Raw genomic sequence first — 17,732 nt, 5'->3', positions numbered from 1 at the left:
CATCGATCCTCCTCAGCGCGCGTGCAGGTCCGGAACGTTTGCCGGTGCCTGGCAGTGCCCCTCCAGCGCGCGTCGCTCCTCGTCGCTTAAAGGGCGTGACGCGTTTCGGGTGTAATCGAACGTGACTAAGGTGGCTTGGCCTCGCGCCACCCAGGACCCGTCCTCGGCCTGAATCGCGTGTTCCACGTCAAAACTGCGGTTCCCAATTCGGCCAATCCAGGTGTAAATGGTTAAGGTTTGCGCATAGGTGGCCTGCTGGAGGAAGTCGCAGCGCGTTGACGCAGCAATCAGGTTCCATGCGGCTACAGATAAGGTGGGGTTAAACAACCGAAACACATCGATTCGGGCATGCTCCATGTAGGTAAAGTACGTCGTGTTGTTGACATGCCCCAAGCCGTCGCATTCCCCAAAGCGAACCACGATTTCTTGTTTGAACAACGAGTATACCTCCCGGGCTGCACATGATGTAACGACACCATAACCCGTGTCGTCAGTACGCCGGCGTATCCAGCGGTTCAAGGTATTCCTCCAGTTTTACTCTCCACTCAGGCGGAATAGGGATTGATTCCATGCGCTCGTAATCGTAACAGACGAGAACGGTGGAGCCTTCAAACAACAACTCTCCCGTGTTGTCCCGTGTCATTCGATACGAAAACTCAAAACTCTTGTGGCCAATTCGACTGATCCACGTCTCAATGCGAACACAATCTCGGAAAAACGTCTGTCCGCGAAAATCAACCTTGGCGGAAGCCAAAATGGTCGGAAGTTCATCGGCACCCACCACGTCTTCCAGAAACTTGACGCGCGCCTCCTCCATATAGGTAAAATAACGCGCATTGTTCACATGCCCAAACATATCCGTATCCGAAAACCGGACACGAATCGTCGTGACGTGCCTCATTGACTCTCACCAGCCCTTTCCCGAGATACCACAGCCACGGTACAACGAGATACACAGATTAAGCGTCCTTGTTCATCGGTAATCCGGATATCCCAGACCATGGTTGTTCGCCCACGATGCACGGGGACCGCCGTGGCCGTGACCTGCCCATCCGATTTTGGACGAATATGATTCGCACTGATTTCCAGGCCGACGCCCATTTGCTTCTCCAGGTCGAGATTCAAGGCGGTGCCAAAGCTGGCCGCCGATTCCGCAAGGGCCACCGATGCCCCACCGTGCAGCATGCCATACGGCTGGCGCGTTCGGTCGTCAACGGGCATCGTCATCACGACCCGGTCCTTTTCCAACTCGACAATTTCGATGCCGAGTGTCTTCATCATGTGAGTCGCTTCCAGCTGCAAATCAGGATTCCTCCCTAGGCGTAGTCCCGAATTTCGTGGAAATTTGAAGGTGACGGTCTCCTGACTTCGTTTATTGTAACGGAATTGGGGGAATCAGGAAAGGAGAACGCTACCTATAAAAACTAGAGTACACGAGATTGTGCTTAAAGACCAGAACCAAGTGACGAGGTTTGACATTTCGAAAAACCTCTCTGTCCAAGCTGGCCTGACGTAATAACCGATTGACGAATGGACGAACCAGTGCTCGCGTCAAATAGAAAGCCAAGTATGCAAAGCATTATAGTTGTTCAACAGGAGTTCTGACGGATACCACAACTTCGACTTGGTGCATGGCTGAAAAATAGGCTATTGACTTATTCCGTCTTACCTCTCCTGTGCGTACAAATGAACGTACTCTCTACCGACACCGTTCGGAGACCAGAGGTGAGGGTATTTGAACATATTGTTGAAACAGGAAGCGTTCATTGAGCGGGTAATCAAGTTGGCCGCTGAAAATGTGGACAGCAATCACGGCGGACCGTTTGGCGCCATTGTCGTCAAAGATCAGAAAGTCATCAGTGTAGGACGGAACGAGGTGACGGCGACGAACGATCCGACAGCCCATGCCGAAATTCAGGCCATTCGCGGGGCGTGCCGATATCTGAATGACTTCCAATTGACGGACTGTGAGATTTATACGAGCTGCGAGCCGTGTCCGATGTGCATGGGAGCTATCTATTGGGCCAGGCCAAAAGCTGTCTATTACGCCTGTACAAAAGAAGCGGCGGCGAAAATCGGGTTCGACGATGAATTTATCTTCGAACAGCTCTACTTGCCTCAAGACCAAAGGGTCATCAAGATGAAACAAATTGTTCTTCCCGGTAGTGACGTACCTTTCCGCAAATGGCAAGAGTCGAACCATAAAATCAAGTACTGAGCTACGCCGCCGTAATCCTCGTCCCTTATCACCGGGCATACTTTGACATGGGAGGTCATATCGTGAAACAAGCCTGTTCACGCATCACTTAGGAGGCATTCATTTGCGGGGTGAAGTGACAGCAGTCGTATCCGTGCTCTCATTTGGACTTTCCTACATCTACGTCAATCGCGCCCAAATAAAGGGAGAAACATCGGACAACGGATTGCTGCCCATGCTGGTGATAAGCACCATCATCTTAATTTCGGCATGTCTGGTTCGTTTGCTATCGGCGCCAGCCGAATTCCATATCGGTCCAGCGTGGCGCATGCCTCTTTTGTACTGCCTCCTAGCCGGATTGAGTTGGAACTTCTTGAGCCGGATGACGCTTCTTGCTTCGATTTCTCGACTCGGCGCCACCCGCGGGATTGTCATTAAATCCGTCGCACCAATGATGACGGTCGCAATCGCGGTCATTTTCCTCCGGGAACCACTCGGCCTAGGCGACAAACTTGGCTTTATATTTATGCTCGCGAGCATTGCCCTGTTGATCATGGAAAGGACGAAAACGGGTGAACGCGGGTGGATGACGCCCGTTGAAGAAGGCATTCTATTCGGCCTAGTGTCCGCCCTATTCCAAAGCATCGGACATCTTCTGCGAAAAATGGGCGCAGACCAGGTCCCTGTACTGCTTGGAGCTGCTGTAGATTTGACCGTAGCAACTCTCGCGTACGCCCTCTATTTAATTTGGACCGGCCGTCTCGTCGATCACACAAAATTTTATGTTCACCACCGTAGTCTCGACATCTTTGCTGCGAGTGTTCTGTCTGCGTTGGGAGTACTTACGTCTTTCATATCCATAGCTGCCGCGTCCGTCTCGACGGTTGCGGTGATCCTTGGCATGCAACCCATCATTGTGTCGATTCTATCCTCATTGTTTTTTCGAGGACTTGAGAAATTTACCTGGGTGTCCTACGTGGCGACAGCTTTGGTCGTGTGCGGTGTTCTGTCAATCCTCATGTACGGCTCGTCGTCGTTCATTTGACACATCAAATCGCAGTGTCGCCCGTGAAAAAAACAAGGAGGGATCTTTTCGTGAAGGACAGGGATAAATCTTTGGAGGATCGCTGGAGAAAGGTAGTTCCTCCGAGAAATTGCAGCTTCAATCCGGAGGACTTCGTCATCCTTTCCGAGTACTGGTTTCCAGTCGCAACGTCCGCCGAAGTGAACGAAAAACCCGTGCCCACGAGGCTCTTGGATGTGGACCTCGTCTGCTATCGAGCAAACGGGGTGGCAGTGGTGGCCCGGGATCTGTGCGCCCATCGTGGTGTGCCGCTGAGTCTGGGTTGGGTCGAAGGCAATGAAATCGTTTGTCCTTACCACGGTTTCCGGTATGGAACCGATGGCCGGTGTACCGCGGTCCCAGCCCGACAACAAACGGACGGAATTTCCCCCAAGTTAAAAATCCATGTGTTCCCGGCGATTGAACGTTACGGCCTAATCTGGACGACATTGAACGGGACGCGGGAAACGCTGCCGCCTTTCCCCGAATGGGACAATCCGGAGTTCCAGGGCATTATGCCGCCTACAATTGATATTGCGGGATCGGCTGGGCGGCAGATGGAAGGTTTCCTAGACGTCGCGCACTTTGCGTGGGTACACAGTGAGAGCTTTGGGGACCGAAACAATCCTTACGTGCCCAGTTATACGGTCGAAACCACCGACTACGGTTTGCATGTCGAGTACCTGAGCACGGTCAGCAACTATCCGAAGGCATTGCAACACCTGGCTCCCCCAAACTTCCAGTGGCTGCGGGTGTTTGACGTGTACCCGCCGTTCGCGGCCAAGCTTACCGTGCACTTTCCGAATGACGGGCGCTTGGTGATTTTGAACGCCCCCCTCCCGATGTCCTCCCGAATGACTCGACTCTTTAGTCCTCTGGCACGGAACTTTGACAAAACTTCCCCCGTGGAAGAGACGCGTAAGTTCAATCTACAGATTTTTGTCGAAGACAAGGCCATCATAGAATCCCAGAAGCCTGAGGAACTGCCGCTCGATTTACAGACCGAAGCCCACATCGCGGCGGATCTCGCTTCGATTCATTATCGCAAAAAACTGAAGGAACTCGGACTGAGCTCATCCTACACGAGTTGACCTTAGACAGCTGAAACAGCTGTAGACCATCCGGATGAAAGACGTTCGCTTATCACACGTACAAGCAAGGAAAGGACATGACACTGATTCATAAGCTGTTGAACCACCACACCAGAGACAACGGTTAGGTAATTGGAATCACCCAGGACGAACTGGACGACGCACACATGACCGTAAACCTATGAGATGTAGGGATTCGTCCAATCCGTATGTAAGCTTCACGAGACCCTCCTATCTGTGTTTCCACTCCCTTAACTTTTGATAGGAAATTCGGCCCATTCCTGCAATGTCTGCGGCGCATCGATCCGGTTTGACTCCAGTCCCGATTCGCGGCATCATGCTGTCATGGGAGGAGGGCTTTTCATGGGGGAATACGAGATCCCGAAAAAGATTCAACGCCTGCATGAAGATATTCACCCGGGCCAGCTCCGATACCATCAAAAACGAGTCGCCGTACGCAAGGAGTTTACATTCGACGCAGCCCATCACCTGCATCTTTATGAAGGCAAGTGTCAGAGCCTGCATGGCCATACGTACCGTCTCGTAATCACCGTCAGCGGCATCCCAGATGAGCGCGGGCTGTGCATGGATTTCGCCGACCTAAAGCGGATTTACGAGGAAACCATCGCAAAACGGCTCGACCACCGGTATCTCAACGAGGTTCTGCCGCCTATGAATACCAGCGCAGAGAACCTCATTGTTTGGATATGGGAGCAACTGGACAACCAACTGGCTCACGAAGGATGGAAGGCACGTGGGTTGCGCCTTGAAGAACTCTGCCTATATGAAACACCGACGAGCAGCGCCATGCTGAAGCGGGAGTGGATGGAAGACAATGGACAATAATTCCCAGGAAGCCTTGGCAGTTCAATCGTCCACACCAGCCACCGTACGTTTGCCGCTGGTCGAACTGTTTTCCACCATCGAGGGAGAGGGAACGAAGGCAGGGTTCCCCACCACATTCGTTCGTTTATACAACTGCAACCTGCGCTGTCGGTGGTGTGACACCCCTTACAGCTATGCGCCGCACGCCCCCGCCTTTTCCGCGTCTATCCAAGAGATTATTGAAAAGGTGAAGGAGTTTGGCAATCACTACGTTTGCCTGACAGGCGGCGAACCCTTGCTGTACACAGATAAAGTGCTGTTCCTGATTCAGGAATTGGTTCAACTTCCATGTCTTAAGGACGTGCACGTGGAAACCGGAGGAGCAGTCGATCTCGCCCCGTTTGCGACGCTGCGTCTAGAAAACCCGCTGGCAGCTCGAAAGCTGCGTTTCATCCTGGATTATAAATTGCCCTCCAGCGGCGAAGAGGCGCGAATGATACGCAGCAACTACGAACTGCTCACAGAGCGCGACGAAATTAAGTTCGTGATTGCAGACGAGGCGGACTTTTATACCGCCTTAAAGGTCCTCCGGTCATGGGTCAAACAGGGCCAACCCTTGTTCAGCCCAGTGTTTGGCTCCATGCCTCCCGCCCGCCTCGTTGAACTGATGCACGAGCACCATGTAAAAGATGTGAAACTGAGCCTGCAGTTGCACAAGGTCATCTGGGATCCCGACCGCCGAGGCGTTTAAGAGGTTGTCGGCCTGGTCGCCAGACAACGGTCCAGTGGACTGTTGTCCCGTTTAGGCCGGGCTAGCCCCAGACACACACTTTAAGCCGTCTTTTATGGGGATACAGGTTCCACGATGGAGATGGCGCGCTGGTCCGGAACGAGATGTTCGCGGAGGCGTGCCTCTGCTTCCTCCAGCCTCAAGTCATTCAAGACCTGAATGGCGTTCATCCAGTCCACGCCCTTGACCCAGTACGCCGTGTAGTTTCGAGCAACCCCGGCCGGTGAATCAACCCCCATGACAAACCGTCCAATCGCTTTGCGTACGTTGCGCCGGAACGATTCCTCGGACAGCCCATTCTCGATGGCACGCGTGACCGTACGGTCCACCCGTTCCAACAACGAATCGGGATTGGTCGTGTTTCCGCCAAGAAGTGTATAACCGTAACTGTTCGATACCTCGTACTCCCAGGAAAAGTGTTGATCAATCAGCCCTTCGTCGAGCAGCTGGTGGTAACACTCGCTTCCCCGTCCAAACAGCGTATCCAAAATGACCCCCGTCAGCAGCTCCTGCCGCAGCAGACCTTCCCCTCGCAGCCCCGTCTGGCGGTCTTTCCAGCCAATCAGACAACGCGGTTGGCTCACACCCAGTTGAGCCGTCCTGCGTGAACAGGAAATCTCTTTCGGTTCTTCCACAGGCTTGGGGTGTACATGTAGCCACTTACGGAACGTTTTCTTCTTCTGGTTGTCCTCAAGCACAGTGCGCAGTGCGGCCGGATCGAACCCACCGGCGGCAAAAAACAACATGTTCCCCGGATGATAAAACGTCTCATAACATTTATAGAGCAAGCTTGCATCAATCTGGGCGATGCTTTCAACGGTCCCGGCGATGGGAATGCGTAAGGGATGACGTTGATACAGACAGTCCAACAGCGTGAAGAAACAGCGCCAATCCGGATTGTCGTCATACATCCGAATTTCTTGACAGATGATGCCCTTTTCCTTTTCCACGCTCTCCTCGGTAAAGTAGGGTTCTTGTACGTAGTTGAGCAGGATATTGACGTTTTCGAGCAAATCCTCCGTGCAGGAAAACAAGTAGGTTGTTTGCTCAAAGCTGGTAAACGCGTTGGCTGCGGCGCCATGTTGGGCAAAATCGCGAAAGACATCGCCAGTCGGCATATCGAACATTTTGTGCTCCAAGAAATGGGCGACGCCGTCCGGTACGATGAGTTCTTCATTGCTGCCGGCGACCTGAAACGCTTGATGAATGGAGCCAAAACGGGTTGTCAGCGACGCAAACGTTTGCTGAAACCCTTTCATCGGTAGAAGCACAACGGTTAAGCCGTTGTCTAGCGTATCGTGATGAAGTGTCATTTCTAGCGGTTCCACATAAACCTCACGCACTGGTCTGCACCCGCCCTTTGAGAAAATAGACGATATCCACTGTCCAATTCGCCGCGACCTGGGCCACGTCTGCGGGTGTGACCTGGTCAATGGCCGTCAACAGCTCAGGAATGGAACGAGGGTTCCCAGCTAACACACCGACAAAGTGTTGATCCGCCATCGTCATCGGTTGATCGAGCATTACCTGATACTGGTTTCGCAAACCCCGTTTTGTATAGTCGAGTTCGTTTTCGTCTACATCGCCGTTTCTCAATGCTTGAATCTGTTCTTTTATGATGGCAAGCACTCTGTCGTAGTTGGCCACCTCAATCCCGGTTTGCACTGAAATGACGCCAGTCAACGCGTCCAAACGGCTGGATGCGTAGTAAGCCAAACTGGCCTTTTCACGTACATTGCGGAACAGCTTCGAGTGTGGAAATCCCCCGAGAATCCCATTGGCCACCAACAACGCGGGATAGCTTTCGTCTTTATAAGATATCCCCGTACGGATACCCAAATTGAGCTTTCCTTGCACCACGGACTGCTCATCGACCACCTGCCGCTCCTGACCGGCACGTACAGGGAGCGCTTGTACCACAGACTCAGACTCGGGTGCGCGTGTGGACAAACGGGTAAACGCGGCATTGATCCGACTGAGGATGATTTTTGCTTGCGCCTCGGCATCGGATATGGGCCCCACCACATAGACATGAATGTCAGCCTCGTCGCAAAGGTCTTGATAGGCCTGCCATAAGCGTGCACCAGTGCAGTCCTTGAGGTCCTCGGTAAACCCCAAGCGCGGCAGGGACTCCGGTCGACCCCTGGCCACTTCAGCCATACACCGTTCATACGCGTATTGAATCTTATCGTCATAAACACTGGCAATGCGCTTTTGGTGTAACACCCGTTGACGTTCTACGTGACCCTCGGGAAAGGTTCCGTCCACGGTCGCCGGATCAAACATAATCTCCAACACCAACGCCAGTACATCGGAAAACAACGTATCATCTGCCTTCGCGGCAGCAAAACCTGCGTACGCCTCAACCATCTGCCGACTGCCGCGCTTGCCCACCCCGGTCTGCAGAACCGTTCCGAAGAGCGTATCGCTGCGGCGAATAATCTCCAGGGCGGATGGGTATGTGCTCGTCCCCTCCATCCAGAGATAGGGGAGCATGGCCGTGGCCGTCACATCGGGTCGACGGATTGGCTTCGTCATTTTGACATTGATATGGCGAGTGTGAAATTGCGGGGTCCCAAGGATATGTATGGTACAGCGACCTTCTTGAAAACTGACAAACGACACAGGCGACACCCCAGTCTGTTTAACATGTTGGCGAAAGGGGCGGTGATCTGCCACCGCCCCTTTTCCCGATTGACAGTATGGTCGAAAACGCGCCGAATTATCAGATGGACAAATAAATCTAATAGCGCCGGCCGAGTTGATTTCGAGCCGACGCTTGCGCAATCTCATAATCCAGACGCGTAATCACCTGGGACTCGCGAATCCAACGCTGAATCTCACGGCTGAGTTTCGGCGCGACAAATTTCGGCGCCCCGTGGCGGGCGATGAAGTCGTCGCGTGTACATTGGTGTTTCGACAGGCAATGAACGTTGGTCAGGGCTTCCAAAAGTTCCCCACACACCGGACATTGGTACATGCGATCCCTTCCTTTCATTTTACTAAATGCATATGGGAAGGACAAACAACGTATACCGCCGAAGATTCCGGACTTTTTATCTGCCTTACTTTTCTCCAAAAGTTCGCGAATTCCTGCCAAGTGAACGACACGCCCCAGGCCATTGCCCGGCCTCCGCCCCAATTGTCCGAATGAAGGCTTGTCCGTAAGTGTGATATAGTATCCATTAGGCTCCCCATGGACGATAGACATCACAGCGTGGACAGCATGATGGCATGTCGTCACGGAAGCTGGGAGGGTATTCGATGTCACGCTGGGGATTCCATCTCAAACGAGTCATTTTTGCCCTGGAATTGTACGAGATTCTGGGGATTCTCGCGTTATCTTTCTTAGCGGTTTTGTTTTTTCGACTGGCGCACAAGATTGACCTGGTTTTCGGAGTGACCGGATACCACTGGCAAATCTTGAACAACATGGTCGGTATCGCGCAGAATTTGACCACGTGGTTATTTACGGCTACCTTTCTCATTCTCGCCGCTTTGTACAGTCGATTGTACCAATCCGAACATCAGGGCGTCCGCCGGTTTGCTGTCGGCGTGCGCGCGACCATCGCCTTTTTTGTGGTCATGGCTGTGTACAAGAGCGTCCTCTTCTATATTTCCATTCTTAACCCGGTGGACCATGATGTCGTCCTGAAGCATATTGACCAAGTGCTGTTTTTTGGTCGATTACCGTCACAATGGCTCGAGCCGATCATATTCCGGCCATTGACCTGGTTGCTCAGCGCGTCCTACATGTCATGGTTTGGCTTGCTGTATCTCACCATTTTCTTGATGCTTCGCCGTCATCCGGTGGCCATGCAGGAATACGTCTTTACCGCTGCCTTGACGTTTTATATCGGCTACCTCACATACGTCTTCGTGCCGGCGATTGGCCCGGTATTTACCGTCCATTATCCAGAACCGATTGGCGGGATTACACACCTTCTGACACTAGGGCAAGTGGTTCTGGCGCGTGACTGTTTCCCAAGCCTGCATACGGGGTTATCCATCGTTATGTGCGTTCAAGTTTGGCGCTACCGAAGAAACTGGTGCTGGTTATATATCCCCGCCGTGACGCTGATTATCTTCTCCACGCTGTACTTGCGCATCCATTACGGAATTGATGTCATTGCCGGCGCGGCGTTGGCGATGGTGACCACGCAGGTGGCACCTCTACTTGTCGCGAAGTGGAATCACCTGCGCGCTAGCATTGCGGCGCCTGCTTTGAAAACCCCGGTACAGCAGACCCTGGAAACGGGCGGATCGGTCTCTGAACTCGCCTAGGTGAGAAAGGCTGAATTCACTGAGATCCCATTGAAAATGAGGGAATGCTGGTATATCATGAACTCAGTTTACAAGTGAGGAGGAGTCCTACGTGGCGTTCGTCATCACATCGCCTTGCATTGGAGAAAAGGCCGCTGATTGCGTTGAGACTTGCCCAGTAGATTGCATCGTAGAAGGAGAAGACCAATACTATATCGATCCGGATACCTGCATCGACTGCGGCGCATGTGAGGCGGTCTGCCCGGTTTCTGCTATCTACCAAGAGGATTTTGTTCCTGAGGAAGAAAAGTCCTTTATCGAGAAAAACCGCGCGTTCTTTCAGAATCGTTAAATGAATCCTTATCCACGGTACTGTCGCCTTCTGCTTCCGGACCAACCCGGATCTGGCGACAGTACGTGGGGGATTTCCTCAATGGCGCGCTTTACGCGCTGTTTGTCGCCTCGCAGCCGAGAAGTACGCCGCTTGGGCATCCCTTTCCAGGGCTTTCGCCATATCCCCGGAACCTGTCTGAGTGATATCGCTCTGCTTTCGGTGAGCCCAGGCAATGAGCGCCCATGTTCCCAATTGAACAAATCCCAGTGCGACCGCGAACCTGGAAATCACCGAGGCATTTGGGTGCCGAGCGACGAGGATTAAAAAGGCCGCGATACCGGCCACGCGTCCCGCGTTCTCCACCACCTCGCGCGCAATGATGTGTTCCACATCGTCTTCCCCCGTGGCGTCCAATCGACTGATGGCGTCAAACACGGTGCCCTGTAGGGGGACCAGAAACAACGGTAATACGATGGCCACGCAGCAGCCATACCAGACCACCAGCCGAGCACTGAGCGGAATCAAAAATAAAAGCGCGGCCGCCGCCATGCCACAGGCTCCAATCCCCATGACGAGCACACGGTGGCGAGGCTTCAACCATCGGCTTACCAAAGAAAAGGACATAAAGGATAAACCGCTCTGCAGCAGCAAGAATTCGCCGAGCTTCATCTCACTTCCGGTGGCGATGTACATGAGCAGTCCAATCAAAAAGAGAAATACGCCCTCCCGCCAACCATAGACAAAGCATCCGGCCAAGACATTGCGCCACCAGGGGTTATTCAGTCCTCCGGCAATCCGACAAATTTCCAGTTTGCCTCCGCCTTGCACGCGCAATTTGCTGCTCAAAAGCACCGCCAATAAAAACAAGGCTAACGATGCGCTAAAAATCACGTGATAGCCGCTCAATCCGCCAAATCGATCCTCATGGGAAATGATAAACCCGGACGTCAAAGGGGCAGCCATTCCCGCTATCGCGCCCAACGCTCCGTTGCTGCCGTAAAATCGGTCTCGCCCACCCCCTTGGGTCAATCGCAGGCTTAAATAATTGAATGACAACCAATAAAAACCGGCTGCACACCCCATCAACACCCCCATGGGAAATGGGTGCCTGGCCAGCTCCGTTCCCCCAATCAGGGTTAACAGGTAAAACCCGGCATGCAGCGTGATCCCGATGCGTAACGTCCAAACCGCATTCCAACGCCCGCTCAGCCACCCAGCCAGAACGAACATGATGGGAATGAACGTATACATCGCAAAATTGTACCATCCAATCGGAACATAACTGTGGTCGACTTTCCAAAGGTAGACGTTTACGAAGGTGTTGGACAGACCCACCGACAGGGCAAATACAGCACTGATGGCAAGCAGCCAACGCACCGGTGGCTGCGAGGGTTGCCGGCTGTCTTTGCGCACGCACTCACCCCCCGCAGCCTATTCTTCCCGAACACGCTCCAGACATGAAACGGCCTTTCCGATAGAGAGAACTTCTGTGTCACATGTTCCGACGGTACCGTCCGCCAACCTCGTACAAGGCGTGTGTGATTTGGCCGAGGCTGGCCACACGGACCGTCTGCATCAACGCTTCAAACAGGTTACCCCCGGACTGAGCCACTTGTTTTAACCGCGCTAAGGCAGGTTGCACCTCATCCGCGTGTTCCTGATGGAAACGACGCAGATTCGCAATCTGTTCCCTCTTTTCTGCCTCCGTGGCCCTGGCCAGTTGTACCTCCCTGGGGAGAGCATTTCGGTCTTGCGCATTGGGGTTCAAAAAGGTATTGACACCGATGATGGGCAGCTTGCCGGAGTGCTTCAGCTGCTCGTAGTAGAGCGACTCATCCTGAATCTTGCTGCGTTGATATTGGCTTTCCATAGCCCCGAGCACCCCGCCTCGTTCATGCAGCCGTAGGAACTCCTCCAAGACCGCTTCCTCCACGAGGTCAGTCAGTTCCTCGATGATAAAGGACCCTTGGAGTGGATTCTCGTTCTTCGCCAGACCGAACTCGCGATTGATGATCAATTGGATGGCCACCGCTCTGCGCACCGATTCTTCGGTCGGAGTGGTAATCGCCTCGTCATACGCGTTCGTATGCAAGGAGTTGCAATTATCATAGAACGCCAGCAGAGCCTGCAGGGTCGTACGAATGTCGTTAAAATCCATCTCTTGTGCATGCAGGGAGCGGCCCGAGGTCTGAATGTGATACTTGAGTCTTTGGCTCCGCACATTGGCCCCATACTGTTCTCGCATGACAATCGCCCAAATGCGGCGCGCGACCCGTCCGATGACACTGTATTCCGGGTCCATCCCGTTGCTGAAGAAAAAGGATAAGTTGGGGGCAAAGTCATCTATCCGCATCCCGCGGCTGAGGTAGTACTCGACGTAGGTAAACGCGTTCGCCAGCGTGAACGCCAGTTGCGTAATCGGATTGGCTCCGGCCTCCGCGATGTGATACCCGCTGATGCTCACCGAGTAGTAGTGACGAACCCCATGCTGAATGAAGTACTCCTGAATGTCGCCCATCATGCGCAGGGCAAACTCGGTCGAGAAGATGCACGTGTTCTGACCTTGGTCTTCCTTTAAGATGTCAGCTTGCACCGTGCCGCGCACCGTTTGCAGGGTGGTCTCGCGGATGCGCGCCAGCTCATCGGCGGTCGGCTCGCGGCCGTTTTCCGCCTTGAACTTATCCACCTGTTGATCGATCGCGGTGTTGAAATACATGGCGAGAATCACAGGCGCGGGTCCGTTAATCGTCATTGACACGCTGGTGTGCGGGTGACACAGGTCAAACCCCGCGTATAGTTTTTTCATATCATCCAGTGTGCAGACGCTCACGCCGCTTTCCCCGATTTTTCCGTAGATGTCTGGCCGTTCATCCGGGTCTTCTCCGTACAAGGTGACACTGTCAAACGCCGTTGACAACCGTTTGGCCGTGTCATGCCGGGACAAGTAGTGAAAACGACGGTTAGTCCGCTCGGGCGTCCCTTCGCCGGCAAACTGTCGCCGCGGCTCTTCCTCGGTCCGTTTGAAAGGAAAAACGCCTGCAGTAAACGGAAATTCCCCCGGCACGTTCTCAAGCAAGGACCATCGCACGATGTCCCCCCAGTCCTCATATCTGGGCAGGGCGACTTTCGGGATGCGCAAGCCAGACAAAGATACGGTGTACAGCGGAATCCGCTGCTCCCGGCCGACCGTTTGCGTCACCCATTCCTCCTGTTGATACGCCGCTTTCTTTTGCGCCCATTCGGCAAGGATGCGACGGACGTTTTCGTCGAGCTTATCCCAGTATTCCTCCTGCACCTCACGTACGCTGCGACTCGCCTCGCCCAACCCTCGTTGCGCTAGCGTTTCGTCCGCCCCCTTGAGCTGATAGGCACGCCGGGCCGTTTGCGCTTGGTCTTCCACCCATCGCCGGTAGCGACGGACCGTATTGACCACGTCCAACAAATAATGCGCCCGATGCGGAGGAACGATGGCGGAGGGCAGAGACGCGTTTGCTTCATCGGCCAGGTGAGTCTCCCATTCGCCAGGGAACTTTCCCTTTACGATATGAAACAAAGCTTTATACAGACGGTTTGTACCCGCATCGTGAAAGTGGTTCGCGTTCGTGCCATAAACAGGCATCTCCGTGAGCGGACTGGCAAATGCGCCCCTGTTACGCTGCAGCTGTTTTTGCACATGTCGCAGTGCATCCAAACCCCCGCGCCGGTTGAACTTATTAATCGCAACCAGGTCCGCATAATCGAGCATATCGATTTTTTCTAGCTGCGACGGCGCGCCGTATTCGGGCGTCATCACGTACAAAGAAATATCCGCCACGCGGACCACATCTGCGTCGCCTTGACCAATTCCGCTGGTCTCCAAAAAGATGATGTCAAAGTCGGCGGCCCGGGCCACGTCGAGCACGTCGCCGATGGCTTCCGGCAGTTCACCCTTGGCACTACGGGTGGCTAAGCTGCGCATAAATACGTTTTCATGACTGATGGCGTTCATGCGTATCCGGTCACCCAGAAGCGCTCCGCCCGTTCGCTGGCGGGACGGATCGACCGAAAACACGGCAACCCGCTTATCCGGGAAGTCCTGCAGAAACCGCCGCACCAATTCGTCCAGCAGAGAGGACTTTCCGGCTCCACCGGTGCCTGTGATGCCAACGACCGGTACATCCCGTTTTCGAGCCCGCAGAACCTCCCGCAGCTTGTTCACATCGGCTTCTGGAAAACGCTTCTGTTGTTCAAACACGGTCACCAGACGCGCCATCGACTGCGGGTGGTGAAGGTCAAGGTTTTCGTCCAGGTGATCAACAGTGGCCACCGTGGGAAAGTCGCACGCCTCCATCATGAAGCGAATCATTCCCTCCAGCCCCATGCGCCGGCCGTCCTCCGGGGAAAAGATCTTGGCGATTCCATACTCCTCCAAAGCACGGATCTCTTCCGGGACAATCACCCCTCCGCCGCCGCCAAAAACGCGAATGTGCCCCGCCCCGCGTTCCTGCAAGAGGTCATACATGTAGCGAAAAAACTCCATGTGGCCGCCCTGATAGGAACTCACCGCAATGCCCTGCACGTCTTCCTGAATGGCCGCGCTCACAATCTCCTCGACGGAGCGGTTGTGGCCAAGGTGAATCACCTCCCCGCCAAGGCTTTGAATCACCCTGCGCATGATGTTGATGGCGGCGTCGTGCCCATCGAACAGACTCGATGCCGTGACAAACCGAATCGGATAATTCCAACCTGCGGCTCGTTGCTGTGCGCGAACGGACGAATCCTGCGATTCCTGTGCCACCTTGGACTCCACACCTGGCACCATGCATCCTCTTCCTTTCTGGCTATTCGCTAGATGACCGAGGGGCTTCTAAAACAAAGTGTAAGCGCATACACGCAAGGCGGTCAAGGAAGTGGAGCGGTCTTGCTAGCTTCGAGTCCCCCTCCTGTAGTCAAAACATTGGACAAGCGGGCGGCTTTCCTGCATTCTGATAAGGGTGTGATGCCTGAACCGGAGAAGGAGGTCCAATCATGAGCAACCCTACGAAGGACGAAATCTTGCTCGGAGCCAACGTGTCCATTGCCAAGACAGGCCTGTTGGCTGCCGTTGAAGAAACGATATCGTACGATGCCAATACGTTCATGATTTACACACGCAGTAATCGGGGTGGCAAAGCCCGCCCCATCACGGAGTTTAACCGGGATGAAGGAATCCGTTTGATGGAGCAGAACGGGATTTTCGATCCGGTCGTGCACTTGTCCTATCTGGTCAATCTGGCGAGTCCGAAGGAAGACACCTGGGAGTACGGAATTTCGGTGCTGACGGAAGAAATCGCGCGCGTGGAATACCTAGGTTTTCGCTACATTGTGATGCATCCGGGCAGTCACGTCGGGGAAGGCGTCGAGTATGCGATAAAACGAATCGCAGAGGCGCTCAACTCCATCCTCACCGGCGAGGAGTCGCTGTACGTCTGCCTCGAGACCATGGCTGGGGACGGATCGAAAGTTGGAAATTCCCTGGAGGAAATCGCGGAGATTATCTCATTGGTGAAACACCAAGAACGCCTCGCGGTCTGCATCGACACCTGCCACAACTACAGCTACGGGTATGATATCGTCAACGACTTTGATGGTTTCCTACAGCAGTTTGACGACATCATCGGGCTCGACCGCCTGAAGGTGGCCCATATCAATGACTCGAAGAACCCGTTTGGGTCGAGGAAGGACAGACACGCCAACATCGGCGAGGGATCGCTCGGTTTGGAGGCGCTGAGGCGCATCGTGCACCATGAGGTGCTGCGGGGCATCCCACAAATCCTAGAAACCCCGAATGGCCGCTATCGCGAAGAGATTGACCTTTTGCTCGACCGTCCTGCAAAGTAGCCGCATTCCAAGTGACCGGTGGGTGAATCGAATCCCTCGATTCACCCAGAGTATGGTCCATCCAAATACCCCTTTTGGCGCAGTTTGTCAACGTGTTTGTCGACCTCAGCGGAAATGTCGATGCCGTACAAGTCCTCAATGACAAACATCATAGAGACGGCCGTCTGGGCTACATCCAGCAATTCCGATACGATGGCACGCACCACGTCCGCCTCGGCCAGCACGTCCCGTTCTCCTGACAGCCCCCGAAACTTCCCGATGGCCTGGGCCAACTCGCCGACCTCTTCGGTGATCTTCAACATGGTCGATTCCAGGGTGGGCGTCAACCCGCCCAGGCGCGGCAGGGAAATGGTCTTCTGTTCCATCGTCAACCTCCGTTCCGGTCTCCATCTCATATTGCGGACTCGATTTTTCCTCCTTAGTGTACCCCAACCGAACATTCAACTCTATGACTTTGCCGAGCAAACCCACTAGAAAGGTTTAAGACTCGTATTTCTTGTCCATCCTGCTACCAGAATTTACGAGAGACGCGGGCTTAGCAATGCCCGGGAAGGAGAGGAGTTCCTTTGTTCCGAAAAACGTTATTTTTTTCGGCAGGATGGGTAGCGATGGCGGCCATGCCGTTGGTCGGTTGGGCGAGCATTGTCAACGGTAAACAGATGGTAGTGCCGGGGGCAGTTGTTCAAGCCACCTACACGGTGCAGGACGGGGATACGCTGTGGGAGATTGCCAACAAAATCGGAGTCTCGGTCAACGACTTAATCGCAGAAAACCACATCACCAATCCGCGGTATCTGCAGGTCGGACAGAAACTGTCCTATGAAGTCTGGCAACCCTCGCCGGAAATGAGTCAGTTGATGAAGAAAACGAGTGCTTCCAACACACCCGAAGACGAGGTGAGTATCCGCCAGCTGGTCAGCCGCGGCGGTCATCTGAGCCAACAGCTGCTCACCTCTTTAGCCACCCGTGTCGCCGTACCAATGGATTGTGAACTGACCGCTTACACGGCAGGCTATGAATCCACCGGTAAGCGGCCAGGAGACCCTGGATACGGGATTACCTCCACCGGTGTACCGGTGCAAGCCGGGGTGACCGTGGCGGTCGATCCGTCCATAATTCCCTACGGTACAAAGCTGTATATCCCGGGCATCGGATTTCGCATCGCTCAGGATACCGGGGGTGCCATTCGAGGGAACCATATCGATGTGTACATGCCTGATTTACGTGCGGCCGTTCACTTTGGCGTGCGCCACAGTACGGTTTACGTACTGCCCTCTTGGTTCCCGATTCCTTAAGAGCGGCAGTCCGGA

18 protein-coding genes are annotated in these 17,732 nt (G+C 54.0%); 9 read left to right on the top strand and 9 right to left on the bottom strand.

Annotation, left to right across the window (positions count from 1 at the left end; all coding sequences use genetic code 11):
- Positions 1 to 12: 12 nt before the first annotated feature.
- From H522_RS0111370 to H522_RS0111360, 3 genes are read right to left on the bottom strand one after another with little or no spacing between them, the layout of a single operon-like run.
- Positions 13 to 438, bottom strand: coding sequence for an acyl-CoA thioesterase (locus tag H522_RS0111370; RefSeq protein WP_026962406.1), 426 nt, complete (start codon positions 436 to 438; stop codon positions 13 to 15).
- Positions 439 to 490: 52 nt separating this feature from the next.
- Complete coding sequence (locus H522_RS0111365; protein ID WP_026962405.1) at positions 491 to 901, bottom strand: acyl-CoA thioesterase; 411 nt, start codon at positions 899 to 901, stop codon at positions 491 to 493.
- Positions 898 to 1,281 (bottom strand): hotdog fold thioesterase, encoded by a 384-nt coding sequence (locus H522_RS0111360; protein ID WP_211230679.1) that lies wholly within the window; start codon positions 1,279 to 1,281, stop codon positions 898 to 900. Before H522_RS0111360 ends, H522_RS0111365 begins: the two co-directional genes overlap by 4 nt.
- A gap of 466 nt (positions 1,282 to 1,747) precedes the next feature.
- On the opposite strand from H522_RS0111360, the gene H522_RS0111355 reads away from it, so the two are divergent.
- From H522_RS0111355 to H522_RS0111335, 5 genes are all read left to right on the top strand, one after another.
- Positions 1,748 to 2,218 (top strand): nucleoside deaminase, encoded by a 471-nt coding sequence (locus H522_RS0111355; protein ID WP_026962403.1) that lies wholly within the window; start codon positions 1,748 to 1,750, stop codon positions 2,216 to 2,218.
- A gap of 103 nt (positions 2,219 to 2,321) precedes the next feature.
- The gene (locus H522_RS0111350) at positions 2,322 to 3,242 is read left to right on the top strand and encodes a DMT family transporter (protein ID WP_026962402.1); all 921 of its coding nucleotides are present in this window, start codon (positions 2,322 to 2,324) and stop codon (positions 3,240 to 3,242) included.
- A 50-nt stretch (positions 3,243 to 3,292) separates the two neighbouring features.
- The gene (locus H522_RS0111345; RefSeq protein ID WP_245578092.1) at positions 3,293 to 4,351 is read left to right on the top strand and encodes an aromatic ring-hydroxylating oxygenase subunit alpha; all 1,059 of its coding nucleotides are present in this window, start codon (positions 3,293 to 3,295) and stop codon (positions 4,349 to 4,351) included.
- A gap of 363 nt (positions 4,352 to 4,714) precedes the next feature.
- On the top strand, positions 4,715 to 5,197 hold the full coding sequence (gene queD, locus H522_RS0111340) for a 6-carboxytetrahydropterin synthase QueD (RefSeq protein WP_026962400.1): 483 nt from the start codon (positions 4,715 to 4,717) through the stop codon (positions 5,195 to 5,197).
- The gene (locus H522_RS0111335; protein ID WP_026962399.1) at positions 5,187 to 5,927 is read left to right on the top strand and encodes a radical SAM protein; all 741 of its coding nucleotides are present in this window, start codon (positions 5,187 to 5,189) and stop codon (positions 5,925 to 5,927) included. Before queD ends, H522_RS0111335 begins: the two co-directional genes overlap by 11 nt.
- Positions 5,928 to 6,019: 92 nt before the next feature.
- Here H522_RS0111335 and yfmH read toward each other — a convergent pair whose 3' ends face one another.
- From yfmH to H522_RS19060, 3 genes are all read right to left on the bottom strand, one after another.
- Positions 6,020 to 7,309, bottom strand: coding sequence for an EF-P 5-aminopentanol modification-associated protein YfmH (gene yfmH / locus H522_RS0111330; protein ID WP_026962398.1), 1,290 nt, complete (start codon positions 7,307 to 7,309; stop codon positions 6,020 to 6,022).
- Positions 7,302 to 8,591 (bottom strand): EF-P 5-aminopentanol modification-associated protein YfmF, encoded by a 1,290-nt coding sequence (yfmF, locus tag H522_RS0111325; RefSeq protein ID WP_026962397.1) that lies wholly within the window; start codon positions 8,589 to 8,591, stop codon positions 7,302 to 7,304. The genes yfmH and yfmF overlap by 8 nt, the downstream gene beginning before the upstream one ends.
- Positions 8,592 to 8,709: 118 nt before the next feature.
- Positions 8,710 to 8,946, bottom strand: coding sequence for a hypothetical protein (locus H522_RS19060; RefSeq protein ID WP_035453601.1), 237 nt, complete (start codon positions 8,944 to 8,946; stop codon positions 8,710 to 8,712).
- A gap of 284 nt (positions 8,947 to 9,230) precedes the next feature.
- On the opposite strand from H522_RS19060, the gene H522_RS0111315 reads away from it, so the two are divergent.
- Both H522_RS0111315 and H522_RS0111310 read left to right on the top strand, forming a co-directional pair.
- Entirely contained in the window at positions 9,231 to 10,250 is a 1,020-nt protein-coding gene (locus H522_RS0111315; protein ID WP_026962396.1) for a phosphatase PAP2 family protein, read from the top strand.
- A gap of 91 nt (positions 10,251 to 10,341) precedes the next feature.
- Complete coding sequence (locus H522_RS0111310) at positions 10,342 to 10,581, top strand: ferredoxin family protein (RefSeq protein ID WP_026962395.1); 240 nt, start codon at positions 10,342 to 10,344, stop codon at positions 10,579 to 10,581.
- Between the two features lie 78 nt (positions 10,582 to 10,659).
- Here H522_RS0111310 and H522_RS19055 read toward each other — a convergent pair whose 3' ends face one another.
- Together H522_RS19055 and icmF are read right to left on the bottom strand one after the other, a co-directional pair.
- Positions 10,660 to 11,976 (bottom strand): MFS transporter, encoded by a 1,317-nt coding sequence (locus tag H522_RS19055; protein WP_051344199.1) that lies wholly within the window; start codon positions 11,974 to 11,976, stop codon positions 10,660 to 10,662.
- A gap of 79 nt (positions 11,977 to 12,055) precedes the next feature.
- On the bottom strand, positions 12,056 to 15,364 hold the full coding sequence (gene icmF, locus H522_RS0111300; RefSeq protein WP_081412082.1) for a fused isobutyryl-CoA mutase/GTPase IcmF: 3,309 nt from the start codon (positions 15,362 to 15,364) through the stop codon (positions 12,056 to 12,058).
- Positions 15,365 to 15,570: 206 nt separating this feature from the next.
- Here icmF and H522_RS0111295 point away from each other — a divergent pair, with 206 nt between their 5' ends.
- Positions 15,571 to 16,422, top strand: a complete 852-nt coding sequence (locus H522_RS0111295) for a deoxyribonuclease IV (RefSeq protein WP_026962393.1) — start codon at positions 15,571 to 15,573, stop codon at positions 16,420 to 16,422.
- 41 nt (positions 16,423 to 16,463) lie between these two features.
- Here the strand turns inward: H522_RS0111295 and H522_RS0111290 are convergent, their stop codons facing one another.
- Positions 16,464 to 16,787, bottom strand: coding sequence for a MazG-like family protein (locus tag H522_RS0111290; RefSeq protein WP_026962392.1), 324 nt, complete (start codon positions 16,785 to 16,787; stop codon positions 16,464 to 16,466).
- 243 nt (positions 16,788 to 17,030) lie between these two features.
- Here H522_RS0111290 and H522_RS19050 point away from each other — a divergent pair, with 243 nt between their 5' ends.
- Positions 17,031 to 17,717, top strand: coding sequence for a 3D domain-containing protein (locus tag H522_RS19050; protein ID WP_155836382.1), 687 nt, complete (start codon positions 17,031 to 17,033; stop codon positions 17,715 to 17,717).
- The last annotated feature ends 15 nt before the right edge of the window (positions 17,718 to 17,732 follow it).

Origin of the sequence: Alicyclobacillus herbarius DSM 13609 (assembly GCF_000430585.1) — a bacterium.
GTDB lineage: Bacteria > Bacillota > Bacilli > Alicyclobacillales > Alicyclobacillaceae > Alicyclobacillus_G > Alicyclobacillus_G herbarius.
Note: the sequence above shows the minus strand (reverse complement) of the source record. Positions and strands in the feature narration are given on the sequence as shown.

Bases quoted from the DNA above. Each gene is read 5' to 3' on its own strand.
- H522_RS0111335 (WP_026962399.1), top strand. From the start codon at position 5,187: ATGGACAATAATTCCCAGGAAGCCTTGGCAGTTCAATCGTCCACACCA.
- H522_RS0111365 (WP_026962405.1), bottom strand. From the start codon at position 901: ATGAGGCACGTCACGACGATTCGTGTCCGGTTTTCGGATACGGATATG.
- H522_RS19060 (WP_035453601.1), bottom strand. From the start codon at position 8,946: ATGTACCAATGTCCGGTGTGTGGGGAACTTTTGGAAGCCCTGACCAAC.
- H522_RS19050 (WP_155836382.1), top strand. From the start codon at position 17,031: ATGGCGGCCATGCCGTTGGTCGGTTGGGCGAGCATTGTCAACGGTAAA.
- queD (WP_026962400.1), top strand. From the start codon at position 4,715: ATGGGGGAATACGAGATCCCGAAAAAGATTCAACGCCTGCATGAAGAT.
- H522_RS0111315 (WP_026962396.1), top strand. From the start codon at position 9,231: ATGTCACGCTGGGGATTCCATCTCAAACGAGTCATTTTTGCCCTGGAA.
- H522_RS0111360 (WP_211230679.1), bottom strand. From the start codon at position 1,281: ATGATGAAGACACTCGGCATCGAAATTGTCGAGTTGGAAAAGGACCGG.
- H522_RS0111295 (WP_026962393.1), top strand. From the start codon at position 15,571: ATGAGCAACCCTACGAAGGACGAAATCTTGCTCGGAGCCAACGTGTCC.
- H522_RS0111290 (WP_026962392.1), bottom strand. From the start codon at position 16,787: ATGGAACAGAAGACCATTTCCCTGCCGCGCCTGGGCGGGTTGACGCCC.
- icmF (WP_081412082.1), bottom strand. From the start codon at position 15,364: ATGGTGCCAGGTGTGGAGTCCAAGGTGGCACAGGAATCGCAGGATTCG.